Below are 25,609 nucleotides of genomic sequence, written 5' to 3'. Positions count from 1 at the left end.
TGAACGATTCGTTCACTTTTTGCGGCACCGGTTTTCGACGATTGAAGGCAGCTCATGACCCTCTGGCAAATCGATATTTATCCCAGCGAAGGCACGGTCGACCGCGATGGGGCGCGAATCGCCGAAGAGATCTTCGAACTTCGCTTGGCCGATCACTTGGACGTTGCGATGTCCAAGAGCTTCCTGGTCGAAGGTGATTTTGACGCCGATGCGGTCTCCGCGATCGCTGCCAATTATCTCGTCGATCCAGTCACGCAGCGTTCGGTGATCGCCACCGTTGGCAGCGACGAACTGCTCGCTTCCCCCAACGCCAACAAGACCTTGGTTCATGTCATGGCCAAGCCGGGCGTGATGGATCCAGTCGCACAAAGTACCATCGCAGCGATCCGCGACGGCGGTTGGCAAGTCGAAGGCGTGCGGACGGTGCGGAAGTACTGGTTGCCCGAACTGCCGCCGCAACAGCTCGATCAGATCTGCAAGCGAGCGCTCTCGAACGATTCGATCGAACAAGTCATCGTCGGTCCGTTGCAATTGGACCGGCTGCAAATCGGTTCGGCTTACGAGTTTGAATTGCAACATGTCGCCATCCGCGACTTGGACGATGCCGCGTTGGAACGCCTGAGTAAAGAAGGCCAACTGTATCTGACGCTTGTCGAGATGCAGACGATCCAAAAGCACTTCCGCGACTTGGGCCGCGAGCCGACCGATATCGAACTGGAATCGGTCGCGCAGACCTGGAGCGAGCACTGCAGCCACAAAACGCTGGCGGGCCGGATCGCTTACCGCGACGAAAATGGCGAGCGTCGTTTTGAGAACATGCTCAAAGAGACGATCTTCGCCGCGACGCAGACGATTCGCAAATCGCTGGGCGACGACGATTGGTGCGTCAGCGTGTTCGAAGACAACGCCGGCGTCGTCACCTTCGACGACGAATACAACATCTGCTTTAAAGTCGAAACGCACAACCATCCCTCGGCGCTGGAACCTTACGGTGGAGCAAACACGGGCATCGGCGGCGTGATCCGCGATCCGCTGGGGACCGGGATGGGAGCCAAGCCGATTTGCAACACCGACGTCTTCTGCTTCGCTCCGCCAGAGACCGCTCCCGAAGATCTCCCCGCCGGCGTGCTGCATCCTCGCCGCGTGATGAAAGGTGTCGTCTCGGGCGTCCGCGATTATGGCAACCGGATGGGAATCCCAACCGTTAACGGTGCCGTCTATTTCGATCCGCGGTACCTCGGCAATCCGCTGGTCTATGCCGGCAACGTCGGTATGCTGCCGGTCGACAAGTGTTTTAAGGAAGCGTTGCCGGGCGATTACATCGTGGCGATGGGAGGCCGAACGGGGCGCGACGGGATCCACGGCGCGACGTTCAGCAGTGCGGAATTGACAAGCGAGAGCGAATCGCTTTCCGGCGGCGCGGTTCAGATCGGCAATGCGATCACCGAAAAGATGGTCGCCGACGTGCTGCTGCAGGCTCGCGACGAAGGACTTTATAACGCGGTGACCGATTGCGGCGCGGGCGGTTTCAGTAGTGCCGTCGGCGAGATGGGTGAGAAGATTGGTGCGGAGGTTTGGTTGGACAAGTGTCCGCTCAAATACGACGGACTCTCCTACACCGAGATCTGGATCAGCGAAGCGCAAGAGCGGATGGTGCTGTCGGTTTCGGCTGACCAGTGGGAACCGTTGCGGAAGCTGTGCGAAAGCGAAGGCGTTGAAGTTACGCGGATCGGAAAGTTCGAAGCGACCGGCAACTTGCGTCTGATGTACGGCGACGATTTGGTCGGCGAAGTCACGATGCACTTCTTGCACGACGGCCGGCCGCCGATCGTTCGCGATGCGATCTATGAGGCGCCGACTGTCCGTCCGTTGGAAGGAACGGTCCCCGCCGATCACGACGAGACGCTGCGAAAGATTTTGGCCGCGCTGAACGTCGCCAGCAAGGAATGGATCATCCGCCAGTACGATCACGAAGTCCAAGGTGGCAGCGTGATCAAGCCGTTGGTTGGCGTGCAAGCTGATGGTCCGGGAGACGCCGCCGTCGTGCGGCCTCGCGTCGAGAGTCGCCGCGGGATCGTGATCAGCAACGGCATGAACCCGCACTTCGGCGATTTCGATACCTATCACATGGCCGCAAGCGCGATCGATGAAGCGATGCGAAACGCGGTGGCGGTGGGAGCGGATCCGGCGAAGATTGCGATCTTGGATAACTTCTGCTGGGGCTATACCGACCGTCCCGAAACTCTCGGATCTTTGGTTCGCGCGGCGATCGCTTGCCAAGACATGGCGATCGCGTTGGGAACTCCGTTCATCAGCGGCAAGGATAGCTTGAACAACGAATTCAGCTACAACGACGACGCCGGAAATCGTCAGACAATCGCGATCCCACCGAGCCTGTTGATCAGTGCGATGGGGCAGGTCGAGGACGTGTCGAAGTGCGTCACGATGGATCTGAAGCAGGCCGGCAACGCGATCTATCTGGTCGGCGAAACCAAAGACGAATTGGGCGGATCACACTTTTCGCTTGTCAATAAACTGTCCGGTGGCCAGGTGCCGACTGTCGAAGTGCAGTCAGCCAAATCGATCTTCGCGGCGATGCATCAAGCGATCAAGGGCGGCAGCGTTCGCGCCTGCCACGACCTCAGCGAAGGTGGTTTGGGTGCGGCGATCGCCGAGATGTGTTTCGCGGGCGAATTGGGAGCTGATCTGCAGATCAGTGACCTGACGCAAAATGGCCTATCCGCTGAAGTGGTCCTGTTCAGCGAATCGAATTCGCGGTTCCTTGTCGAAGTTGCCAGCGACGCGACAGAGAGCTTTGAAGCTTGTTTTGCCTCGCTCCCCCTGACTCGACTGGGCTCGATCGTCGAAGGCGAAACGTTGACGATCCGCGATGGTGATCAAGCCGTTTTGGAATCGCAATGGCCTGCGTTGAAGCAGACCTGGCAAAAACCACTCGCCTTCGAATCGCACTAAAGGTTCGCTCGATCCGTCTTTTATATCGGTCGCCCGCAAGCGAGGCGACCGACGAATCGGGGGGCCGATGCCTTTAATGAGGTGTCGTTATTTGGTGGTGTGAACGAGCCGTTCCCACTCGATCTTGGGATAGCTGGCGAAGTTCACCAACAGCGCCAATTGAAAGCCGGTGGCGTTCAAGTAGTTGATAACTTGAGCGCGATGTTCGTCGAGCAACTGGCTGACAGCTTTGATCTCCAGGATGATCTTGCCGAAGCAGATGAAGTCGGGGACGAACTTCTGCTTCAGTTCGACCCCGCGGTAGGACAGACCGATTGCTTGGCGAGAGACCGACGGGATCTGTTGATACTCGTGTTCGATCTCCAAGCACTCCTGGTAGACCGGTTCGAGGAAGCCGCTGCCTTTGTCGTTGTAGACCTCGAAGCAGACGCCGATGATCTTGTAACACTCCTCGCGGTAAATCAAATCGTCCGGCATCGCAGCATCCCCAATCAAAAGCGGTAGAAATCGTTCAGCCCGCTAATCACGCGAAGAACAGAAATCAAAACCCCCGGTTCTTTTGGAGCTAGTGGTTGGAGGTCCCACGTTCTACGTTGAAGATGAAAGAAGCTGCCCGCGAATCACGCGAATAGCGCGAAAGGGAGCCGGTGCTTTTGGTATCTCGATGTTTTAAATTAGCGTGCATTCGCGCTATTGGCGGGCAGATTTACCGCCAGATACACAAGAGGTTTGGCAGGCCGCGGAGCTTGGTGCCCGTTGAGGAGCGGTAAGTTTATTGCCCGCGAATCACGCGAAAGGGAACCGGCGGGCTTTGAAGATCAAGCTGTTTTGAATTCGCGTGCATTCGCGCTATTCGCGGGCCAACCTTCTCGCTTCGAAGGTTGGCCCACTGGCTCGGTCTGTCACACGTGGCGTCTGCCTGTTAATAGTCTTTGCCAAGATAGCTGGCGTCGACCGAATTGAGCCAGGCTTCGAGTGCCTGCTGCATCTCCGCAACCCTTGGACTTTTGGACTGTTTGGCAAACAGATCCTTTTCCTCTTTCGGGTCGGTTGCTAGGTCGTACAGTTCAAACGTCGCCTTGCCTTTCTCTTCGATGCGGTGCAGTTTCCAGTCGCCATCGATCCAGGCGGAGTGCCCAAGGGCGTGAACGACAGGTTCGGTGGGGATCGTCGCGGCGTTGGCACTCACGGGATCGGGCGGCAGGTCGTCGCCGGCCTGTTGCGCCTCATACAGTTCTCCCATCCAGACGGCCGACGGCGTGATGATCCCTCGGATCGCGTAGTTCCAGAATCCCATCGGCTTGGACCGCTCGGTCGCTTTCTCTTCGATCAACGGCAGCAGGCTGATGCCGTCGACGATCGGTTGGTTCTCCATCTCCACACCCGCCACGTCCAACAGCGTCGGATAGATATCGGTGGTGTTGCAACGAACCGATGTCGTTCGTGGGTGATCGATCTTCGTCGGCCATTCGAGAATCGCGGGAACCAACAAGCCTCCCTCGTAGACCTCCGCTTTCAATCCACGATGTCCGCCGGACGATCCGACTCTGGGAAGCGCCCCGTTGTCGCTGCAGTACCACAGGATCGTGTTCTCTCGCAGCCCGCGTTCGCCGAGCCCATCGCGCAATTTGCCAAACGCGCGGTCCATTCCGGTGACCTCGCCGAGGAACTCTCGCATCCGTTTGTTCTGGTCTTTGTAGAGAGCACTGTCCTCGGGGGCGGCTTGATGAGGAACGTGAGGTGATCCGAACCAGACGACAGCCAAAAACGGCTCGGGCTTCTTCCGGACGTCATCGATCCATTGCATCGCCGCATCGACAGCGATCGCAGAGCTTTCGCCGACGGTTTTCACCGCCTTGCCGCGATGTGACATGATCGCGTCGTTGTCGTAAAAGTTCGGCGCGCTGAACCACTCATCAAATCCATGGGCTCCCGGATTCGCGGGACTGCCGCTGCGGACCGATCCGAGATGCCACTTGCCAAAGTGCCCCGTCGTGTAGCCGGCTGTTTTTAAAGCTTCGGCGATCGTCGTCTCCTGCGGTCGCAGCGGGAAGCCCCACTGAAAGACTCCGCTGCGGTTCGGATGGCGGCCGGTCAACACGCTGGCTCGCGTGGGCGAACAGACCGGCGCGGCGGCGTAGAAGCGATCGAACCGCAATCCCGTCGCCGCCGCTTCGTCGAAGTTCGGCGTCTTCACGACCGGATGCCCGTTGTAAGCCATGTCGCCCCAACCCTGATCGTCGGCCATCACGAGGATGATGTTCGGCTTGGTCGCGGTTGAATCGGCGGCCCCGGCAGCGGCCAGCCAAGGTGTGAAGAACAAGCTAAGCAGCATCCATCGAATCGGTCGTCGTTGCATTGGGTAATGCCTCTTGTAGATTGCAAACGAGGTGGGAAGGGAAGTCGATATCATAATCGATCCGGTGGCGGGCGGAGGCATCCAACATCGGGTTCCTCGCCTACGCTCCCTTCCAAACCGGCGGTGCTCCTTAAAAAAGCGGCCAAAAGCAACGAAACTCCCCCACCGCGTTCGGGTTCAATCTGGCGGACAACGACGTGGGTTCTGAGCCTGGAGAGATGGACGTGCTTATCCGAACAACACAAATCGGCCTGATCGTTATGGCGATCGCATTCTGGGGCTCGGCTGACGCCGCCGAGGTGACGCCTGAACAGGCCGATTTCTTTGAGACGAAGATCCGCCCGGTGCTGGTCAAACGGTGCTACGGCTGTCACTCCAACGAATCGGGGAACGCTCGCGGCGGCTTGCGACTGGACACCCGTGAACTGACGCATATCGGCGGCAGCAGTGGACCGGCGATCGTGCCGGGGGATCTCGATGGCAGCCTGTTGTTCAACGCGATGACGCACCAAGACTTTGTCATGCCGCCGCGCAGCGAGATGCTGCCCCAGGCGGTCATCGACGATTTCCGGAAATGGATCGAAATGGGAGCTCCCGACCCGCGATCGGGCGCCGTGACGGAGATCCGTTCGTCGATCGACGAACAACAGATCCAGCAGGCGAAGGCGGAGTTCTGGGCCTATCAAAAGCCGACCCGTCGACAGCCCCCGAAAGCCGATGGCGACTGGTCGTTGACCGACATCGACCGCTGGATCGAGGCCGAATTGGCGGAAAACCAGCTCGCGCCCTCATCCGACGCATCAGCGTACACCGTCGCTCGGCGACTTTATTTCGACTTGATCGGACTTCCTCCGACAGTCCGGCAAATTGCCGATTTCCAAAAATCTTGGGATCGCGATCCGACAGCGGCGATCGCGGCCGCAGCCGATCAATTGTTGCAGTCGCCGCAGTTTGGTGAGCGATGGGGACGGCATTGGTTGGACGTTGCAAGGTACGCCGAATCGAGTGGCCGCGGTGTGAACCTGACCTATCCGCAAGCCTGGCGGTATCGTGACTATGTCATCGATTCGTTCAACAGCGACAAGCCATATGACCGCTTTGTCCAAGAACAGCTTGCCGGCGACCTGTTGCCCGTCTCCAGCGACGAGCAATGGGCGGAGAACCTGATCGCCACCGGTTTTTTGGCCTTGGGCCCCAAGGATGTCAATCAACGCAACGGCACTCAGTTTGCTGCCGATCTCGTCGACGAACAGATCGACGTCACGACGCGCGTCTTGATCGGCACATCGATCGCATGTGCCCGTTGCCACGACCACAAATTCGATCCAATCCCGCAGACCGACTACTACGCCATGGTGGGCATCTTCGGAAACATGTCGACCTATTTTGGCGTCCCCGCTTCGTCGATCGGCATCGCTCGCGGATTACAAACGCAACAGACGAGCAACCTGTTGCGGATGCCGATCGACGATCCCAACCCGTTTGAAAAAGCGGTCTCACCGGCAGAACTCGAAAGCATGCGAGAGCGACTCGCGACGGCGAGCAGCGAATTGCGAGAAGCTCGGATCAATCAACGCCGCCCCGGCGCAACGCCGGTGCCGATCTCCCGAATCGTGCGAATGACGGGAGAGATTGAATACCTGTCGGCCAAATTGGGAGGCCACGATCCGCAGGGTAATCCGATAAGCTTCTGCATGGGCGTCCAAGCCAAGGAGCAACCGAAAGAGGTTCGGCTGTTGGTCCGAGGTGAAATCGATCAGCCCGCGCAGGTTGTGCCACCAGGCTTTCCGCGAGTGCTCAGCGACGAACCGGCATCGATCGCCGACGGATCGACTGGACGGTTGGAGTTCGCGCGTTGGATCACCGATCGCGACAATCCGCTGACCGCACGGGTGATGGTGAATCGGATCTGGCAACATCTGCTGGGGCAGGGAATCGTCGCGTCGCCCGAAAACTTTGGCTCGACCGGTTCGGCGCCAACGCATCCCGAACTGTTGGATCATCTGGCGGTGGAGTTTGTCGAATCGGGCTGGTCTGTCAAATCGGTGATTCGCCAGATCGTCACCTCCCGCGTCTACCGGATCGATTCGGAATTCGATCGCTCCAGCTTTGAGAAGGACCCCGAAAATAAGCTGTTGTGGCGTGCGAACATGCGGCGTTTGGATGCCGAAGCGATCCGCGACGCGATGCTGTTTGTCAGCGGCAAGATCGACCTCGATCGTCCCGGCGCATCGCTGGTCGCCGAATCGGGATACATGCGCGTTCGCGATGGTAATCTCGTCAACCTGTTTGACTTGTCCGGCAATGCGTCGCGTGGCGGCATGGGGGCGGCGATGGGAGGATCGATGGGGATGGCCGCCGGTGCGATGCAGGATCGCGGCTCCAACCAACGCCGCGGTCGTTTCGGACGCAACCGCCAGCGTGGCGGCATCTCCCAAACGTTGCTACCCACGCCGGGGACCGATCGGTTGGACATGTCGACCGCGGAATATCGCAGCGTCTATCTGCCAGTTGTTCGCGATGAGGTGCCCCGCGCGTTGGCCGTCTTCGACTTTGCCGAGCCGTCGATGGTCGTGGGGCAACGCGAATCGTCCAGCACGCCCAACCAGGCGTTGTTCCTGATGAACAATCCCTTTGTGATCGCTCAAGCCGACGCGTTGGCGCAGCGCGTCTCCGAGGAAGCCAAAACGCCAGCGGCTCGGTTGCGCTTGGCCTTTGAACTCAGCTTCGGCCGCTCGCCCAATGCGACCGAAGTCTCTGCGATCCGGCGCTACCTGAGTGATTTTGAAGATGTGCAGTCGAATCGAGGAAGGGCATTAGCGATGACCGCGCTGTGCCAATCGTTGTTGGCGTCAGCCGATTTCCGTTACCTCGATTGATCGATTGCAAAGTTCCTGATTCAAGCTTCTCCGCCGTAAATCCGTTTCCTCGAACTGAAGAGACTTCACCGATGACCTATTCCTTGTCGCGACGCGAACTGTTGCAGAGTGTTTCTTCGGGCTTCGGCTACCTCGCCTTCGCGGGGCTCAGCAGCGCCGCCGCGGCGGCCGATGCGGGAGTTCCCGCGTCGACGAATCCCTTGCTGCCCAAGCCGCCTCATTTTCCAGCGACTGCAAAACGGGTGATCTTTCTGTGCATGACCGGTGCGCCGTCGCATGTCGACACGTTCGACTACAAGCCTCAATTGGCCAAGGATCACGGCAAGCAAGGACGCTATGGCGGGCAGTTGCTAAAGAGTCAGTGGGAGTTCCGGCAACGCGGGGAGAGCGGATTGTGGATCTCCGATCTGTTCCCCGAGGTCGCGCGGCATGCCGACGACCTGTGCCTGATCCGATCGATGAACTGCGACCAACCGGTTCATCCGGGAGCCCAAATTCAAATGCACACCGGGACGGCTCAGTTCGTTCGGCCGTCGTTGGGGGCGTGGACGCTGTACGGATTGGGAACGGAAAACGACAGCCTGCCCGGTTTCGTTTCGATAAGTCCGCCCGCCGGGTCGGCTCAATTGATCGGCAGCGCATTCCTGCCGGCGATCTACGGAGGGACCGGCATCGGCCGAGCTTCGCGAATCGGTGGCGCCGGAGGCCAACGCGGCTCCGTTGGCGATACGATTCCCGATATTCGCAACACCCGACTTTCGACGAACCAACAGCGGACGCAGCTCGATTTGATCCAAGCGCTCAATCGCGACAAGTTGGATCGCGCCGGACACGCGCCGGGAATCGAAGGGGCTATCGAATCGTTTGAGCTAGCGTTTCGAATGCAAGACGCGATGCCCGACGCGATGGATATCAGCGGCGAGACGGCGGAGACGCTGGCGATGTACGGAGCCGATCGCGGCGACACGGCGGCGTTTGGCAAGCAGTGCCTGATGGCGCGGCGACTGGCCGAATCAGGCGTACGATTTATCGAGGTGACCAAAGGGGGCTGGGACCATCACCAAAACCTTTCGACCGATCTGCCGCAGCGGTGCGGTGAGATCGATCAACCGATCGCCGGTCTGCTGGCCGACCTCAAGCAGCGCGATCTCCTAAAGGACACGTTAGTGATCTGGGGAGGCGAGTTCGGGCGGACGCCGGCGGCTCAAAACGGCGACGGCCGCGATCATAACAACAAAGGTTACACGACCTGGATGGCGGGAGGCGGCGTGAAGCCTGGCTTCAGCTATGGCGAAACCGACGAACACGGCTACGCGGCGGTCACCGATCCGTGCCACATCCACGATTGGCACGCCACGATCCTGCACCTGATGGGGCTCGATCACACGCGGCTTACCTACCGTTACGCCGGTCGCGACTTCCGCCTAACCGACGTCCATGGCAACGTGATGAAGAAGATCATCGCTTGAGCGACAGCTTGCGAAGGATCAGTTTTTGCTGATCGTATTGCCGCTCCAACCCAGCTTTTCGCGGAGTGTTCGATAATCGTTTTGCCCGGGCACGGCAACCATTTGGAAACTGTAGGGCGATCGCTGCACGCGAACGCGGTCGCCCGGTTGGATCACATCGACGACGCGGCCATCGACCACAAGGCTCGTCGAATCGTTGGGGTTGGCGACCGAAAGATCAAACGTTCGGTCGGCGGTATCGACAACCGAGCGGTGCGTCAGCGTATGGGGGCTGATCGGCGAGATGACAAACGCTTGCAGATTCTTCCGCAAGATCGGCCCGCCCGCCGAAAGGTTGTGGGCTGTCGAACCGATCGGCGTGCTGATGATCAACCCGTCACAGCTGTAGCTGGTTGCATGAACTTGGTCGACCGAAAGGTCGATGCTGAGGATTCGATAAGGCGGCCCGCCGAGAATCGCCGCTTCGTTTAATCCCAACTGGATGGCGATCTCTTCGCCGTCGCGGATGATCGAAGCTCTCAACATCAAATGGTCGACGAGTTCGCAATCGCCATTGGCAACGGTCCCCCAGATATCGAGGAAGGCGTCGGGAGTGAGCGCGGCAAGGAAACCGAGGTGTCCACAATTGACGCCCAAGATCGGCAGCTGGTTCTCGCCCATCTGCCGCGCTGTTTGCAGGATCGATCCGTCACCGCCTAACACGATCACGAGATCATGGTCGGTGTTTTCAAAGTCGTAGCTGAAATCGAGGTCGACCGCCGCTATCTCCGCTCGATCGGCGATCAACGAACGCAGGCGATTCAGTTCCGACGCGACGCTTGGTCGATCCAACGCACCGACGACAACGACATCGGGTCGCGTTCGCCCGGCGCGTGGCCAGCACGGTCGTTTTTCTTCAGACGATTCAGATTGCGACATGAGAGCCTGGCACTGTTGGATGTAGTTTGTGTTTGCGCAGCGTCATCATACGCCAGCCGCAGCCGAGATGCATATTTTTGCAGACAGACGCGTGTGATTAGAACTGCACCGCTTCGCGGATCTGGAATTCGGCCCAGACCGGCAGATGATCGCTGATCGCTTCGGCTTCAGCGATCGTCAGGTTGTATTGCCGCAGGAAATCGATAGCCCCCGAATCGCCGAGGAATTCCGTCGTATGATTGCGGTTGAACAACAGGTTTGCCGTTTGGCGTTGGGCGTGGATGTCCGAGGGCGTGCCTTCCAGGGCGAAGCGAATATCGGCAGATGCAAATCCGGCCAGTTCGTGATCGCCGGCAAAAAAGCAGCCGGCCAGAATCACATCGTCCTCGCCGCGACCGTCGTTCTGGATCGAATGGAACAGCGACGTCAGCAGTTCAAGTTCCTTCTGCGGATTGTCGGGATCGACGTAGACGTTGGCCATCGAGAAGGTCCAAGCATCTTGTGGATCGACGCCGACGGTGCGGAACCATCCGACCAGCGGTTCGTAGGCGATCTGATTCGCTGGGTCGGTAATTGTATAGGTTTGCTTGAGGTCGGCTTCGACTCGTTGGCGATCGAAGACAAACCCGAGCAGTTGTTGATATCCGTCTGGTCCAACTTGCGGGCCTGCGATGAAATCGTAAGTCCGGCCGTCGCGATTCAGATGTTCGACGATTCGGGGGAACAGTTCGCGGCGATCGGCATCGACTTCCTGAACCGCGATCAGATCGATTTGCTGCAGCAACCGCACGATAAAGTCCATCGTCTTGGGATCGTTGAGCTTATCGCGACTGAATTCCCGCAGGTTGAAGGTCCCCAGGCGGATGGTGCCTGCGGGCCCTTGTCGGCTGGAAACCGTCTGTACCCCAACGCCGGGAAGAGTCGGCAGCGCCGGAGCTCCTGGCGCGGAGAAACCGCTGCCCGGTTCGGCGGTCGCCGACGTGAACATCGCGCGGAGATCCGCGACCACGCCGGCGCTCGATTCGCGTCGCTTGAAGTGCAGCCCGTCGATCCCTTCGATCTCGTAGAATTTGACCAACGCGACTATCGCAATCACAGATACGACGATGAGTTTAAGGACAAACTTCATTTTTGCGGTCTCCGAGCCCCGGGACATGCGATCACCAATGATTTCCTTGTTTTCGGCGATTTCGGTTAATGGAAGTCAGTCGCGACGGCCGCTTCGATCGATCCCAACGCCAGCGAAGCGGATTGCAACGATCTTGACGATCGCGACGGCAACGGCTAATGGCAGGCTGACAAAAAGCTCGATGATCGGTATCCTGGAGACTTCCCAAGCCGTGTCGGATTGGCGCGGTGCGGAGTTCCCATTACTCGCACATTTTCCTGCCGCTATCTACAGTTAAACATCTCATGGTTGAAGTCAAAGTACCCACCGTCGGCGAATCGATCAGCGAAGTTCAAATCGGCCGTTGGCTGAAGCAACAAGACGAATGGGTCGAAGCGGACGAAGATCTGGTCGAAATCGAAACCGAAAAAGCTTCGGTTCAAATCCCGTCGCCCTCGGCCGGCTATCTGCGGAACATCACCAAGCAGCAGGATGAGTTTGCCAAAGTCGGCGACGTGATCGCTCAGATCGAAGCCGGTGAAGCGCCATCGGCCAACGGATCGGCATCGACCGCCGCTGCGGCACCGGCTGAAGAAGCCGGCGACGACGCACGCGTGATGCCAGCGGCAGCCCGATTGATCGCCGAACACAACCTCAACCCGGCCGATATCAAAGCGACCGGACCTGGCGGACGCCTGTTGAAGGAAGACGTCGTCGACCACATCTCCGGCGCGACGATCTCCAAAGTTCCAGCCGCCGCGCCGAAGCAACCGGCTCCCGCAGCGGTTAAGAAGACCGAAGATCGTCCGCGGACGTCGTTGATGACGTCGGGCGAACATCGCGCCGAAGAAGTGAAGCCGCTGAGCATGTTGCGTCGCACGATCGCCGCACGCTTGGTCGAAGCCCAACACAACGCGGCACTGTTGACCACGTTCAACGAAATCGACATGGAACCTGTCAAGGAATTGCGATCCAAATACAAGGACGCGTTCCAGAAGAAGCACGGCGTCAAGCTGGGCTTTATGTCGTTCTTCGCCAAAGCGGCTGTCGAAGCGCTCCGCCGCTTCCCCGCTGTCAATTCGGAGATTCGTGGCAACAACATCGTCTATCGCCATTATTATGACATCGGAATCGCGATCGGTGGCGGTAAAGGACTTGTTGTGCCGATCCTGCGAAACGTGGAGTTCATGTCGTTTGCCGACGTCGAACGCGCGATTTCCGATTTCGCTGACGACGCTCAATCCAATCGGTTGAACCCGCAAGATCTCGATGGTGGAACGTTTACGATCAGCAACGGCGGGATCTACGGATCGCTGCTGTCGACGCCGATCGTTAATCCTCCGCAGAGCGGCATTTTGGGATTGCATTCGATCCAAGATCGTCCCGTTGCTGTCAACGGCCAAGTCGTGATCCGTCCGATGATGTACGTCGCGTTGACCTACGACCATCGCGTTGTCGACGGCCGCGAAGCTGTCAGCTTCCTGCGTGTTATCAAAGACGTTTTGGAAGATCCAGCACGACTGTTCCTGGAAGTGTAGAATGGGGCGATTGTCGTCCCTTCGGGTGGAATAGTGGCCCATTATGCAACCGCCAAAGGTGAAGGTTCGACAACCGAACCTTCATCGGAGCCGTTGCATTGAACCTCTCGCTTTCACGCAGCTTGCGTTTTCGCACCGCTGCGTTTTTTCTTTTGTTTGCCCTGCTGGGCCCTGCCAACGCTGGCGCCGCCCCCGCGTCGACAGCCACGGTCAACACGGATCTGTTGATCGTGGGAGCGACCGAAGCGGGCTGGGCCGCGGCGATTCAAGCCGCTCGCGGCGGTGTCGAATCGATCGCGATCGTGCACGATGGTCGCTGGTTCGGCGGCCAGTTCACCGAACAGGCGTTAGCCTGCGTCGATGAAGATAAAGGTGTCGGCCGCGTCGGTTGGGGCGTCGACTGGCATCCGATGAAGCGATCGTTCCATCGTTCGGGGCTCTTTAAGGAGCTGATGGACCGAATCGAAGCGTTTAACTCGCAAAAGTATGGCTCGCCGATGCCGGGGCGTCCCTTTCACGGGCCGTCGACCTATCGGCCGGCCGAAGCCGAAGCGATCTTCCGCGAGATGATCGCTCCCTACATCGACAGCGGCCAGATCCGCGTCCACTGGAACCTGTATCCAGTGGCTGCCGACGTGCGAGGTTCCCGGCTGCATGGCGTTACGTTTGCAGCGACCGATGGTGGCGAAGGGCGATTGTCCGTCGAAGCGCCGCTGACGATCGATGCCTCCGACTGGGGCGAGGTGATCCAGGTCGCGGGAGCTGGCTTTCTGTGCGGTCCCGATCCCAAGTCCCGTTTCGGTGAACCGAGTGCTCCCGATGATCTGAGCAGCCATCCTGCAAACGAGATGAATCCGATCACCTGGGCGATGATCGTCGCCGAATCGGAGGGGGAGACGCCGATCGGTCGACCGCCGCGATTCGACGATCGCAATTACCCGCGGGCTACACATTTCAGTCGACAAGAGTTTGACGATCTGCAGTGGGACCAAGCGAATCCGGGGCTGGGAGCGATCCCGCACTGGCCCGATGCGGGAAAACAATCGCCGCGTCAATTGAGCGTCTACACGGTCCGGCGAATCGTCGACGGAACGACAAGCCGCGATGGGAAGACATCGATTCTGTTGAACTACATGAACGGCCAGGACTATCCGTTGGAACGCTTGCCGGCACCGGTCGTGAAGGCGTTGGAATCGACCGCCGAAGGAGCATCGACGCAGAACATCGTGACGATGAATCGTGGTCAGCGCCAGATCATCTTTGACGATGCGAAACAACATGCGTTGGGCGTGCTGTATCACTTGCAGAACTTCGTCGATCAGCGAGCCACCGACAAAACGAACAGCTTCCGCCGGTTCCACTTGAGCGACGAATTCGGCACGCCCGATCGGCTGCCACCGAAACCGTACATCCGCGAGGGGCTGCGATTGCAGGCGATGTACATGATGCGCGAACAGGATGGCCGCAATCGCGATGGCGTCACGAAGAACCGGGCCAAGGAGCGATTCGCCCATGTGATGTATCCCGATGGCCTGTTCGCCTGGCAGTTTCACTACGACTTCCACCGCACCGGGCGAACATACTTGAAGTCCGAAGGGAATGAAGGACCGTGGATCGATTTCCATAAGCCGAATCGCCACACGAACTTCATGAGCGATCGATCGGTCTTTCCGTTGCGGAGCCTGATTCCGGCCGAGCTGGACGGCCTGATCGGATCGCAAGGGAATGTTGGTTTCAGCAGCATCGTCAGCGCGGCGATCCGGTTGCACGATCAACGGATCCACATCGGTCAAGCGAGCGGCGCTGTGGCGGTGGTCGCGCTGCGGGAGGGGATCGATCCGCGAGCGATCCCCTACGACCGAGCGTTACTCGAATCGGTTCGCCACGAATTGTGTGATGCCGGCGCTGCAGGAGTACCGCTGTTGATCTGGCCCTTCCGCGACCTCGATCCGAGCCACGCCGCGTTTGTCGCGATCAATCGCCTAGCGGCGCTCGGACTGTTGCCGATCGATCCTCGCGAAGTCGACTTCGCCCCCGACTCTCCCGCCACCGAGGCGTGGCTGGCATCGCTTAGCGACCGCGGTTACGAATACGAACCGTCTGTCGAAACCGAGGTCACTCGCGGTGAGATCTGTCGACAGTTTTGGGATCAGATTCAGCAGCAGGATTGGGCGCGATTCGCTTTCCACCGCGTCGACGCTCGCGACGCCGATGGGGATGGCATCGTCGACCGCGATGATTCGCTGTTGTTCACGCCTAACGAGCCGATTGTGTTCGAGATCGAGCGACCGAAGCTTGGGCCCGACAGCGACGGAGTCCCAGCGGTGGAACTGACCAGCGGAAACGCTGGCGATCGCCGCTTGATCGACTTCCGCGGTCCCGGCGGTTCGCAGGCGAAGGGTTGGTCGGATGATCACGGCGACCTGTTTGATGACGCTCGCGGCTACGGCTGGGGCCGCGATCTGCGTTCCAACCATCGCCGACGCCACGCGATGGAAGGCCCACGCGACACGTTCCTGTTCACTCGCGGCCGCGACGTTTGGGAGTGCACGCTTCCCGACGGAAAGTATTCGGTGACGGTCTGCGTTGGCGACTCGGGACACGACCAGCCCGGTCAGAACGTCGTCGTCGAAGGCGTTCGTTTCGCCAAGGACCTGTCGACGGTGGCGGGGATGTTTGCCGAGCGGACCAAGGTCGTCGAGGTCCGCGACGGGCGGCTCTCGGTCGAACTAGGCAAGCCGTCGGTGTCAACGAACACGGCGATCAACTGGCTGGCGATCGAATCCGCCGATTGAGTGGGCTTCCTGTTAGAGCGTCCGCAGCGGCGGAATGGCTGAGAGCGTATGCAAGGTGAACGCTGCGTTGAGCGACGTCCGGCAGGTACACTCGCGTCGCGGAATCCGCTTTGCCCTAGGTCAACAATCGACGGATGACTTTTCCTGGCGATTGCGGGTCCAAATGGGGATTACTTTCGTTAAATAACAGGCAAGCATGGATAGATCATTGCCCTGGGCTAGCGTCGAACCGTGGTCGATTCGCAAGTGTGCCATGACAAGAAGGTGTAGAATGACGGTGTAATGCGACTCATCTGCGCCCCTCATCGACCTCAAAAGCTAAGAGAGGACGCTAACAACCATGAACGGATCCTCCGTCTTTCGCCAACAGATCATCTCGGATATCGCGGACTGGGACAGTTCGGCATTTGGTTCGGCGATCGATATTGTCCAGCTGACACCGGGACGTTTTTCCAGCACGCAACAGATCGTCGACTTGGGGTGCCTGCAAGTGCTTCGGATGTCGGTCAATCAAGCGGTGGCCGCACGCGGTCGTGGGGCCACGTCGCGATACGCCGCTGTGATGTTCGACGACTCTCACGAGGGTGATTTCGCGCACGTCCGGATCCAACGCGATCGGTTAGTTGTCCTGCCGCCCGATTTAGATTTTGATGCGTGTGTCAAACAGCAAGGCTTTCGCTGCACCGCGACCTTCATTTCGTCGCAATATGTCGAAGACTATTACCGCACTCTGACCGGGCAAACGCTCTGCCTGCCCGCGGAAAACAAGACAGGTTTGATCGCCGACGATGCGATCGCCGCCCGAGTTCAGTTGTGTGTCGATGCGTTGTTGGATGCCGCCAGCAACAACGACGAGTGCGTTCAGCATGCCGAGTATCGGGCGGCAATCATCGACGAATTAACCACATTGATGCTCAGGCCGCTGCAATCGCTGGCGATCTCCGAAGATGAAAAACCGCAGCCACAGATCGCCAAAGCGCATCGATTGGTGAACCAATTGGAAGACTACATCATCGGCAACCCTGGAATCACGGTCCGGTTGATCGATCTGTGTGAGCACGCTAGCGTCAGCGAGCGGACGTTGCAATACGCGTTTCAACGTGTGCTTGGGCTCTCGCCGATGCAATACCTGACGCGCTGTCGCTTGCATCAAGTCCACGCCGCGCTCAATCAAGCGACCGCGCAAACGACGACGGTATCAGCCGAAGCGTGCCGATGGGGGTTCTGGCATCTGGGCGAGTTTGCCCAGGCCTATCGAACGCAATTTGGCGAACTGCCTTCGGAAACGTTGCAGGCCTCCAAATAACGCGTGCGCGGGACCGACGCAGCTTATGGCTTGTTCGGTGAATTGCTCTCGCAATTTTTGTCAGCTACAAATTGGCTGGTGTCGGCACCTGCCGACACGCCCTCTCGGCGGCGGATCGACGCGTCGCCCAACCGTCTCGCACCAGGAATCCGCATCGTGACGCGTAACGCTTTGGTAAAACCGCAAACCGACCCCACTCCGATTTTTGAACACTTTCGCGGCAACCACGGTTCGGAACTACTGACCGCTGCAGTCGCGCATTTCGATTTGTTTGGCAGCCTGGACCGGGCCCCATGTTCACTGGAAGAACTGGCCCAGCGGCTATCGATCCAAATCCGACCGGCCAACGTTTTGGTCACCGCATTGCGGTCGATGGGAATGCTGCAAATCGACGCCGAGCGGCTGCAGCTAACCGATTTGGCTCGCGAGCACTTGGTCCCAGGAGGCGCTTTTGATTGCGGCGACTACCTGGGGCTAGCGGCGCAAAATCCATCGGTTCTGCAAATGGTTGAGTTGCTGAAATCGAATCGACCGCTCGGTTCGGATGCAAGCGATGGTGGCGGCGCTGCATTTATCTATCGCGACGGAATCGCATCGGCCATGGAAGCAGCTGACACCGCTCGGCACTTCACGCTGGCCCTTTCGGGACGAGCCAAAAACGTAGCCCCCTTGCTTGCGGAGGTCGCCGATCTGAGCAAGGCTCGGCGGTTGTTGGACGTCGGCGGCGGAACGGGGATCTACACCTACGCACTGCTGCAAAAGAATCCAAACCTGCAGGGGATCTTGTTCGATCGGCCCGAAGTTCTGAAGGTTGCCGAAGAGATGGGGCAGCATTATGGAGTGATGGACCGATGCGAACTTGTCAGCGGCGACATGTTCGCCGCCCCGCTGCCCGAAGCGGCCGACGCGATCCTGCTGTCAAATATTCTCCACGACTGGGATCTACCAGAATGCGAAGCGTTGATCGATCGCTGCGCCAAGGCCTTATCCCCCGGCGGCCAGTTGATGATTCACGACGTCTTCCTCAACGACACCCTCGACGGGCCTCTGCCAGTAGCGCTCTATTCGGCGTCGCTGTTCTCGTTCACCGAAGGTCGGGCCTACAGCGCCGCCGAGTATCGGAACTGGTTAGAAGCGGCGGGTTTGAGGCCCCAGCCGGTCGTGGCGACGGGAGTCCACTGTGGATTGCTTTCGGCAATCAAGCCGGCGTAAACATCTCGTAATCGTTGCGGTCTACCCAGCTTCGTCGGTCTGGCCAAGAATCCTGCTCCGGTTTGACCAGCAGCTTTCGTTTTGATGGGTAACGATGCCGATGACTGATTGTGACATCCGTATCATCTGCGCCTGAAGGACCGGGTTATGAGAGCTGCATTCACTTACGCATCGATCGCATGTTTGACGATCCACGGCCTAGCCGTCGACCTGCAAGCAAAAGAGCTGGCCAGCAAGAACCCGATCGTCAAAGTGTGGAATGCCGCCGCCCGAAAGTACGGCGTCTGCTATGGCCCGGGCTACCACGCGTGCGCGAAATGCAACGGCGTTTGCAAATGTGGCGGATCCTCGGCACCGATGATGTATGCACCGGCGGGGCACCATGGCATGGAAGTGCAAGGTTATGGCGAGATGATGCACAGCCCAGCACCTTACGAAGGTTCCCACGCACCGACACAAGAACCATCCCTCGCAGCTCCGGAGCCGGTCTACGTATCGCCGTCGGAAGTCGGCATCCCAAGCGAATACTACGAACCGCAGGCCAAGCCGGAACGGAAATTCACTCCCAAAGCGACCGAGCAGCGAACGAAGCCACAACCGGAATCAAAAAAACGGACGCAGGTCCAAGAGCCACCGGAAATTGAAGAATTGCCAGCCGTCGATCCGCCACAATTGTCGGCTCCCCAACGTGGCAGCGAAGAATCGCTCCCTCAGCCCAAAATCCCCAGCCTGCGACGCAATGAACCCGATTCGCCATCGGACATCACACCGCAGGATCTGAAGGGTCCCAGTACAACCGTCCCCGATTTCCAGCGAAGCCCGATGGTAGTCCCCTCGGTTCCGCAAAAACCGGCCAGCGAACCGCAATCGGAATCGCAACGTCCCGCCGCACCTAAACCAGCTACCGAAGCGCGGCCTCTACCGAAAGCTCCAGCGGCCAAGCCATCCCCCTTCGACGTGAACGACGAAGATCTGTTGGTACCGCCCGACACCCACCTGCTAGACAGTGCCCAATTCCGCCGGGAACCCACCGGGCGTCCAGCCTATCGATCAGCCAACCGGCCGCGCGCGGTGATCTTCGAACCGGTGCGATAATTCAATCGAAGAAGCGATCGCATAGCGCGATCGACGCGGCCGTAAAATCAACGGCCGCATCCGAAACGAATCGCCAACACTTGTTGGCGATTCGTCGAGTTGTTGCTTGGCAACCCCGTCGCGTTGGAACGCGTTGCGGGGCAGAACACCCCGGAAAGAAAGCCTGCTGGCTAGCGATTAAAGATCGCCAACGTCCAAATCAGGACCTTCGGGAACGATATTCATATCGTCGACGGTTTGCACTTCGTTGGACGTGTTCAGATAGATCTTGTCCTGAACGATTTCCTGCAAAACGATTTGCATTCGGTCGTGGGTGCCAACATTGACCAACGCGCGACTACCTTGGTTCAATTGCACCAATCGCTTCTGAATCAGTGTAGACAGCTTAAATCGACCGCCCACCTTGTTGACGATCTCTTCTTCTTTCAGCTCTTCGAGCATGCGTTTCGCTCCTGGTAGGATTTCAGTATTTCACAGATTTCAGATGTCGCACGTTCCACCGTGTCGTTGATCACTTCGTGTCGATAGCGGTGCATCAATGCCAACTCGCCTACGGAAACTTCCAATCGACGCGTGATCGCTTCTTCGGTCTCGGTGCCCCGGGCACGTAGCCGTTGTTCCAATTCCTCGATCCCGCCGGGATGCAAAAAGATCGTGATCGGTTGCAGATCTTTGTCCTCGAGAACGCGCATCGCCCCCTGGACATCGATCTCTAGGATAACCCATTGTCCCTGTTTCAGGCCAGTGGTCACTTGCGGGCGGAGTGTGCCGTACCAATGCCCGCGTCCAAAAACCTCCTCGCATTCCAAAAACTGGCCATCTCGGCGGAGTTCTTCGAATTGCTGGGACGAGAGGAAATAATACTCCCGTCCATCGCGTTCATCGGGGCGCGGCGGACGCGTGGTCGCCGAGACGCTCAACACCAATGGCAGCGGACACTCTTGGATCAACGAGCGGACGACCGTTGATTTTCCCGCCCCGCTGGGGCCGGAAATGATGACTAAACGCCCTTCAGTATTTGTTTTCATGCTTCTTGCCTCGCAGGCCCCTTACGCGAACGCAGCCCAACGGCCCGGGAAAACGCTATCGCGAACCACTCCCAAGGCGTCGAGCACCTCGTCCCCTATTCGATATTCTGTATCAGTTCCCGCATCCGTTCGATCGCACACTTCATGTCGACCACATGCAGCGCAATCTCCGCGTCGTTGGCCTTCGAGCCGATCGTGTTCGTCTCGCGAAACATCTCTTGAATCACAAAATCCAAGCGCCGCCCGCTCGCTTGTTCGCTGGCCACGGTCTCGTTAAATATCTGCAAATGGCTTTGAAGCCGTGTGATCTCTTCGCTGATATCGGTACGGTCGGCGAACACCTGAAGTTCCTTCAGCACATCGACTTGGGCAATTTCCAGCCCGCGAGAACTCAGCAATTCGACGATCCGCGATTCCAAGCGGTCGCGATAGTTATCGACGATCCGCGGTGCCAACAGGCAGATCGATTCCAGATGTTTGGCGATCTCGGCGTGATCCGCTTGCAGGCTCTTCAACATCGAAGCCCCTTCAGCCGCTCGCATCTGGTTCAGGTTTTCCAGCGCGGAGACGAGGACCGGTTCCAGAAGTCCCCACAGCGAATCTTGGTCGACCGCCTGGTCATCGCACTCCTGAATCACCCCCGGCAATCCGGCCAATTGGCTAAGGTCGATCGGAGCGGCGTGCTCCAGATTCGCTTGCAGTTCCGACAGGCTGCGATAATAAGCGGTGAGCGCTGCAGCGTTGATGCTATAGGCCGACGCCAAACCGGCGCGTTGCCAGCGAACATTTAGATTGACGGTTCCACGCGTCAAATGCTTGCGAACGACCGCGTCGACCCGCGGCTCCAGTCGGCTGAATTGGTCCCCCAACCGGGCAGCCAGCTTTAGGCCGCGGTTATTGACCGTTCGCAACTCGACACTGACGGTTCCCAATTCGCCCGTCGATTGAGCTTGGCCCTGGCCGGTCATACTTTGAAGCATAAGAGGAACGCTAATCTTGAAAGGATAGAATTGCCGCACTGGCAACTTGGCCTGCGGCTCCGCGGCCGCGATATGAGTGCGACATCGGAATGCCGCACTGGATGCCAAGCGAAGGCGAGATGGAGTGCAGGTCGATCGCGTTCGACATTGCCCCCGACCGAAGAGATCATGCCTGGAGTTGTGCTAGCAGAGCGAACGCTCCGACAAACCGGAGCGTTTCAAGCGACGAAAACTACGACGCCCTGCAAACCAACGTCCAATGCCGACTTACTCGGCTGCTTCGTCGCTCTTAGGAGCGTCTGCCTTTGGCTCTTCAGCCTTAGGAGCGTCTGCCTTGGGCTCTTCAGCCTTAGGAGCGTCTGCCTTGGGCTCTTCAGCCTTAGGAGCGTCTGCCTTGGGCTCTTCAGTCTTAGGAGCATCTGCCTTTGGCTCTTCAGCCTTAGGAGCGTCTGCCTTTGGCTCTTCAGTCTTAGGAGCGTCTGCCTTTGGCTCTTCAGCCTTAGGAGCGTCTGCCTTTGGCTCTTCAGTCTTAGGAGCGTCTGCCTTAGGCTCTTCGGTCATCGCCGCCTCGTCGCCTGGAACAGCGACAGCCTCTTCCGTCTCGACAACGACATCTTCCGCTTCATCCTCGGAACCTGGCAGCGCAATTGCAGCGGTTTCGTCGACGATTTCGCCAGCGGCATCAAGGCCGTCGAGCGACGGAGATTCGACGACCGGGGCATTGTCGACCATGGGACGAGCATTGCCCATCACGAACACGCTAGCACCACACAGGAAAATCCAAACCAAAGCGACCACCGAGGTGATCTTGGTGAACATGTCGCCCGCTTTGGTACCAAACGCACTTTGTCCACCCGGTCCGCCTAAAGCTCCGGTCAAACCGCCCCCCTTGCCGCGTTGAACAAGGACCAGCAGGATCAGGAACAGGGACAGTGTCGAGAGCGTCAGGCCAAAGAAAACGCCCGCCATGCTTGCAAATACCAAAGCCGTCATTGTGAGTAATCCGTTTTTTGAAATGTTTGACGCTAGCCGTCACTATTGAATTGACGCCGATCGCTGCAATCTCGCAGCGTTTCGCCACAAAGCCGCCAGCAAACGCATCGGTTGAGTTACGCAGCCGCGATGATTCCGAGAAAATCTTCCGCTTTCAGGCTGGCACCGCCAACCAAAGCACCGTCGATATTGGGTTGCCCGAGCAACTCGGCCGCGTTGCCTGGCTTGACGCTGCCGCCGTACTGGATGCGAACCTTTTCAGCCGCTTCGCCACCAAACTTGTCCGTCAACAACTTGCGGATGTGGGCGTGAACCGCTTCGGCTTGTTCGGGAGTCGCAACTTTGCCGGTACCGATCGCCCAAACGGGCTCGTATGCGATCACAACGGTTGGCAATTGTTCAGCCGAAATACCGGCCAACGATCCTTCGATCTGTTGGGCGACAACCGCTTCGGTTTGATTCCCTTCGCGTTCTTCGAGCGTTTCGCCAACGCACACGATCGGCACCAATCCGGCGGCCAATGCAGCTTGTGTTTTCTTCGAAACCCCTTCACTGGTTTCGCCGAAGAACTGACGGCGTTCGCTGTGTCCAAGGATCACGTACTGGCAACCGAGGTCGTTCAACATCGCCGGGTTGATTTCGCCGGTGAAAGCTCCATCGGCCTCGGCCAACATGTTTTGCGCTCCCAATCCAACGGCGGTTCCCTTGATCGCAGGTCCAACAGCCCCCAGGTAGCAAGTCGGAGGACAGACGCCGACCTCAACCTGGCTGCCAGCGGGGATCCCGTCGGCAACAGCTTTCGCCAATTCCGCGCCACACTGGCCGCGGGTGTTCATCTTCCAGTTGCCGCAAATGAATGGCTTTCGCATGGTTCGATCTCCGTCGATTGATTTATAAAAGTTAAGTTGGTTATTGGATGGATTAACCGCCGGCAAGGCAGGCGGTCGAGTTGGCATATGTCTTGCCGAATCTAATTGCCGGGACTCGTCGCTGACGGGAGCGGAGCGATCGTCTTGCCCAGCAACGCCGCGAGCTGGCGGATTTGGTCGGCGACTTCGGCGTACTGCTCGGGCAGCAGGGCTTGAGGGCCGTCGCTTTTGGCGACTTCCGGCTGGTCGTGGACTTCGATGTGAACGCCATCCGCTCCGGCGGCGACACCAGCCAAGGCACAGGGTGGAATCAACGCCGGCTTGCCCGTCGCATGACTTGGGTCGACGATCACCGGCAGATGGCTCAGCCCCTTGACGACGGGCACCGCCGCGACATCAAAAAGGTTGCGAGTCGAAGGGTCAAAGCTCTTGATACCGCGCTCGCACAGGATCACGTTGGGGTTGCCTTGAGCCAGCACGTATTCGGCACTCATCAACCAATCGACGATCGTCGCACTCATACCGCGTTTCAGCAGAACCGGCTTGTTCGACTGGCCGACTTCGGTCAACAGCACAAAATTCTGCATATTTCGAGCACCGATCTGCAGCAGATCGGCATAACGCGCGACGGTCTCGACGTTGCGGGGATCGGTGACTTCGGTCACGATCGGCATACCGCAGGTATCGCCCACATCGCGAAGGATCTTCAGACCGTCTTCGCCCAGCCCTTGGAAACTGTAGGGGCTGGTGCGTGGTTTGTAGGCGCCACCGCGGTAGATGTTCGCTCCGGCCGCTTTGACTGCCATCGCGATCCGCAACATCCGCTCGGGCTCTTCGACAGCACAGGGGCCAGCGATCATCGCCAATTGGCCGCCACCCACCGGAACTCCGCCAACATCGACAACGCTTGGCTGCGGATGGGCATCCAACGAAGCTAGCTTGTAGGGTGGCATCACCGGGACGACTTGGCAGACTCCCGGAATCGCACTCAACGGTTCGGACTGCAGCCGTTGTTCGTCGCCGATCAAACCGATGATGGTGCGGAACGTTCCGCGACTCAGGTGCGCGCCAAACCCCAGCGATTCGACACGTTCGATGACATGTTGGATCTGCGATTCGGTTGCGTCGCTTTTTAGGATCAGTATCAAAACGCTAGCCACTGGCGTGGGACAAACGGAACAGAGTGGGGCATGTTCCCCGCAGCGGTTTGAATCGTCTCACCGCTCCTGCCCGAACTAGGCAAGCAGCGTAGGACTCCCAACCACGCGGAGACGACACCCCGAGTGGCTGATAGAATAGCAAAATACCTGCATCCATTGTAGGGCAGGTGATCGGAATGGTCGCCGCAATCCGCGGCTCCCGACATCAATGACGGGGGTCCGATTAGTAGCGGGCCGCTGGAAACTGATTGGGAGCGCCGGTCGTTGGGGGCTGCTGGGCCGTCGGATAAGAATATTGCAACTGACCCGGAGCAGCTGGGGCCCCGTTAGGTTGCATCTGATACCCGGCGGGAGTCCCGTACTGACCACCCTCCTGGATATAGCGAAATTCCGACGCTGCTTTTTCCACGCGATTCAGGAGCGCATTGGCTTGACCGGTCTCCTGCGACCCCACGTTCTGGCGATCCAAATAATCTTTCCCGCGATCGATCGCTTGTCGGGCGTCTTGACGAATTTCGTCGCGGTTAATCTTGATCGTTGTTTGTTCACCATCGCGATCGATGGTGAACCACCCCGCCATAAACGCTGCCACCAACAGCATTCCCAGAATCAGAAGGTTGCGCATCTGCTGCCTCTCCATGTATTTGCATTGTTACACGCTGCGGTCCCCGTCGCTGAGACATCCATGTCTCGGACCGCTTCGACGGACGATTCTATCGATCTGCCAGAATTAGGGAAGATCAACATTCAGCTAGCAACCCTAAGGCGACAAGTGGTTTCTGGAGAACGCTTTGCCCGCTAGCGTATGCACCCCAACGGAGGCGACCGCCCGGACAATCGACCTTGGCAAATCCAATCTTTGTGTGGGTCCACAAACTCGTTCAGGTCGGCTAGAATTAGCGGTCAAGCATTGAAGTTCTGCAACTT

General features: G+C 58.6%; 19 protein-coding genes. 8 read left to right on the top strand and 11 right to left on the bottom strand.

Going from position 1 to position 25,609, the window contains the following annotated elements; all coding sequences use genetic code 11:
- The first annotated feature begins 54 nt into the window (after nt 1-54).
- Entirely contained in the window at nt 55-2,973 is a 2,919-nt protein-coding gene (gene purL, locus EC9_RS11410; protein ID WP_145345260.1) for a phosphoribosylformylglycinamidine synthase subunit PurL, read from the top strand.
- Nucleotides 2,974-3,060: 87 nt separating this feature from the next.
- Here purL and EC9_RS11405 read toward each other — a convergent pair whose 3' ends face one another.
- Nucleotides 3,061-3,450 (bottom strand): GxxExxY protein, encoded by a 390-nt coding sequence (locus tag EC9_RS11405; protein ID WP_145345257.1) that lies wholly within the window; start codon nt 3,448-3,450, stop codon nt 3,061-3,063.
- 445 nt (nt 3,451-3,895) lie between these two features.
- Nucleotides 3,896-5,332, bottom strand: coding sequence for a sulfatase-like hydrolase/transferase (locus tag EC9_RS11400; RefSeq protein WP_145345254.1), 1,437 nt, complete (start codon nt 5,330-5,332; stop codon nt 3,896-3,898).
- 224 nt (nt 5,333-5,556) lie between these two features.
- Between EC9_RS11400 and EC9_RS11395 the strand changes: the two genes are divergently transcribed.
- Nucleotides 5,557-8,211: a PSD1 and planctomycete cytochrome C domain-containing protein gene (locus tag EC9_RS11395; RefSeq protein ID WP_315852324.1), complete on the top strand. Its 2,655-nt coding sequence runs from the start codon at nt 5,557-5,559 to the stop codon at nt 8,209-8,211.
- A gap of 71 nt (nt 8,212-8,282) precedes the next feature.
- Complete coding sequence (locus EC9_RS11390) at nt 8,283-9,680, top strand: DUF1501 domain-containing protein (protein ID WP_145345251.1); 1,398 nt, start codon at nt 8,283-8,285, stop codon at nt 9,678-9,680.
- Nucleotides 9,681-9,698: 18 nt separating this feature from the next.
- Here EC9_RS11390 and EC9_RS11385 read toward each other — a convergent pair whose 3' ends face one another.
- Together EC9_RS11385 and EC9_RS11380 are read right to left on the bottom strand one after the other, a co-directional pair.
- Nucleotides 9,699-10,598, bottom strand: coding sequence for an NAD(+)/NADH kinase (locus EC9_RS11385; RefSeq protein ID WP_145345247.1), 900 nt, complete (start codon nt 10,596-10,598; stop codon nt 9,699-9,701).
- A gap of 97 nt (nt 10,599-10,695) precedes the next feature.
- Nucleotides 10,696-11,727 carry an endonuclease/exonuclease/phosphatase family protein gene (locus tag EC9_RS11380; protein WP_145345244.1) on the bottom strand — a complete coding sequence of 344 codons (1,032 nt, stop codon included), beginning with the start codon at nt 11,725-11,727 and terminating at the stop codon, nt 10,696-10,698.
- Between the two features lie 284 nt (nt 11,728-12,011).
- Here EC9_RS11380 and odhB point away from each other — a divergent pair, with 284 nt between their 5' ends.
- From odhB to EC9_RS11355, 5 genes are all read left to right on the top strand, one after another.
- Nucleotides 12,012-13,244 carry a 2-oxoglutarate dehydrogenase complex dihydrolipoyllysine-residue succinyltransferase gene (odhB, locus tag EC9_RS11375; protein WP_145345241.1) on the top strand — a complete coding sequence of 411 codons (1,233 nt, stop codon included), beginning with the start codon at nt 12,012-12,014 and terminating at the stop codon, nt 13,242-13,244.
- A 98-nt stretch (nt 13,245-13,342) separates the two neighbouring features.
- A complete protein-coding gene (locus EC9_RS11370) occupies nt 13,343-16,039 on the top strand; it encodes an FAD-dependent oxidoreductase (protein WP_218934737.1) in 2,697 nt (898 codons plus the stop codon).
- Between the two features lie 340 nt (nt 16,040-16,379).
- Entirely contained in the window at nt 16,380-17,345 is a 966-nt protein-coding gene (locus EC9_RS11365; protein ID WP_145345235.1) for a helix-turn-helix domain-containing protein, read from the top strand.
- 156 nt (nt 17,346-17,501) lie between these two features.
- Entirely contained in the window at nt 17,502-18,557 is a 1,056-nt protein-coding gene (locus EC9_RS11360; RefSeq protein ID WP_145345233.1) for a methyltransferase, read from the top strand.
- Between the two features lie 147 nt (nt 18,558-18,704).
- A complete protein-coding gene (locus EC9_RS11355) occupies nt 18,705-19,652 on the top strand; it encodes a hypothetical protein (RefSeq protein WP_145345230.1) in 948 nt (315 codons plus the stop codon).
- A gap of 177 nt (nt 19,653-19,829) precedes the next feature.
- On the opposite strand, the gene EC9_RS11350 is transcribed toward EC9_RS11355, so the two are convergent.
- From EC9_RS11350 to EC9_RS11320, 7 genes are all read right to left on the bottom strand, one after another.
- Nucleotides 19,830-20,093 (bottom strand): DNA-directed RNA polymerase subunit omega, encoded by a 264-nt coding sequence (locus EC9_RS11350; RefSeq protein WP_145345227.1) that lies wholly within the window; start codon nt 20,091-20,093, stop codon nt 19,830-19,832.
- Nucleotides 20,078-20,680, bottom strand: a complete 603-nt coding sequence (gene gmk / locus EC9_RS11345; protein ID WP_145345224.1) for a guanylate kinase — start codon at nt 20,678-20,680, stop codon at nt 20,078-20,080. The genes EC9_RS11350 and gmk overlap by 16 nt, the downstream gene beginning before the upstream one ends.
- A 95-nt stretch (nt 20,681-20,775) precedes the next feature.
- Nucleotides 20,776-21,660 carry a YicC/YloC family endoribonuclease gene (locus EC9_RS11340; RefSeq protein WP_145345221.1) on the bottom strand — a complete coding sequence of 295 codons (885 nt, stop codon included), beginning with the start codon at nt 21,658-21,660 and terminating at the stop codon, nt 20,776-20,778.
- A 267-nt stretch (nt 21,661-21,927) separates the two neighbouring features.
- Complete coding sequence (gene secG / locus EC9_RS26475; RefSeq protein ID WP_218934736.1) at nt 21,928-22,653, bottom strand: preprotein translocase subunit SecG; 726 nt, start codon at nt 22,651-22,653, stop codon at nt 21,928-21,930.
- 116 nt (nt 22,654-22,769) lie between these two features.
- On the bottom strand, nt 22,770-23,522 hold the full coding sequence (gene tpiA / locus EC9_RS11330; protein ID WP_145345218.1) for a triose-phosphate isomerase: 753 nt from the start codon (nt 23,520-23,522) through the stop codon (nt 22,770-22,772).
- A gap of 101 nt (nt 23,523-23,623) precedes the next feature.
- On the bottom strand, nt 23,624-24,670 hold the full coding sequence (gene aroF / locus EC9_RS11325; RefSeq protein WP_145345215.1) for a 3-deoxy-7-phosphoheptulonate synthase: 1,047 nt from the start codon (nt 24,668-24,670) through the stop codon (nt 23,624-23,626).
- 235 nt (nt 24,671-24,905) lie between these two features.
- On the bottom strand, nt 24,906-25,307 hold the full coding sequence (locus tag EC9_RS11320) for a hypothetical protein (RefSeq protein ID WP_145345212.1): 402 nt from the start codon (nt 25,305-25,307) through the stop codon (nt 24,906-24,908).
- Between the last annotated feature and the right edge of the window lie 302 nt (nt 25,308-25,609).

Origin of the sequence: Rosistilla ulvae, assembly GCF_007741475.1 — a bacterium.
Classification (GTDB): Bacteria; Planctomycetota; Planctomycetia; order Pirellulales; family Pirellulaceae; genus Rosistilla; species Rosistilla ulvae.
Note: the sequence above shows the minus strand (reverse complement) of the source record. Positions and strands in the feature narration are given on the sequence as shown.

Excerpts from the sequence above, each read along its gene's own strand:
- purL (WP_145345260.1), top strand. The coding sequence starts at position 55 with ATGACCCTCTGGCAAATCGATATTTATCCCAGCGAAGGCACGGTCGAC.
- EC9_RS11405 (WP_145345257.1), bottom strand. The coding sequence starts at position 3,450 with ATGCCGGACGATTTGATTTACCGCGAGGAGTGTTACAAGATCATCGGC.
- EC9_RS11400 (WP_145345254.1), bottom strand. The coding sequence starts at position 5,332 with ATGCAACGACGACCGATTCGATGGATGCTGCTTAGCTTGTTCTTCACA.
- EC9_RS11390 (WP_145345251.1), top strand. The coding sequence starts at position 8,283 with ATGACCTATTCCTTGTCGCGACGCGAACTGTTGCAGAGTGTTTCTTCG.
- EC9_RS11385 (WP_145345247.1), bottom strand. The coding sequence starts at position 10,598 with ATGTCGCAATCTGAATCGTCTGAAGAAAAACGACCGTGCTGGCCACGC.
- EC9_RS11380 (WP_145345244.1), bottom strand. The coding sequence starts at position 11,727 with ATGAAGTTTGTCCTTAAACTCATCGTCGTATCTGTGATTGCGATAGTC.
- odhB (WP_145345241.1), top strand. The coding sequence starts at position 12,012 with ATGGTTGAAGTCAAAGTACCCACCGTCGGCGAATCGATCAGCGAAGTT.
- EC9_RS11365 (WP_145345235.1), top strand. The coding sequence starts at position 16,380 with ATGAACGGATCCTCCGTCTTTCGCCAACAGATCATCTCGGATATCGCG.
- EC9_RS11355 (WP_145345230.1), top strand. The coding sequence starts at position 18,705 with ATGAGAGCTGCATTCACTTACGCATCGATCGCATGTTTGACGATCCAC.
- EC9_RS11350 (WP_145345227.1), bottom strand. The coding sequence starts at position 20,093 with ATGCTCGAAGAGCTGAAAGAAGAAGAGATCGTCAACAAGGTGGGCGGT.
- gmk (WP_145345224.1), bottom strand. The coding sequence starts at position 20,680 with ATGAAAACAAATACTGAAGGGCGTTTAGTCATCATTTCCGGCCCCAGC.
- EC9_RS11340 (WP_145345221.1), bottom strand. The coding sequence starts at position 21,660 with ATGCTTCAAAGTATGACCGGCCAGGGCCAAGCTCAATCGACGGGCGAA.
- secG (WP_218934736.1), bottom strand. The coding sequence starts at position 22,653 with ATGACGGCTTTGGTATTTGCAAGCATGGCGGGCGTTTTCTTTGGCCTG.
- tpiA (WP_145345218.1), bottom strand. The coding sequence starts at position 23,522 with ATGCGAAAGCCATTCATTTGCGGCAACTGGAAGATGAACACCCGCGGC.
- EC9_RS11320 (WP_145345212.1), bottom strand. The coding sequence starts at position 25,307 with ATGCGCAACCTTCTGATTCTGGGAATGCTGTTGGTGGCAGCGTTTATG.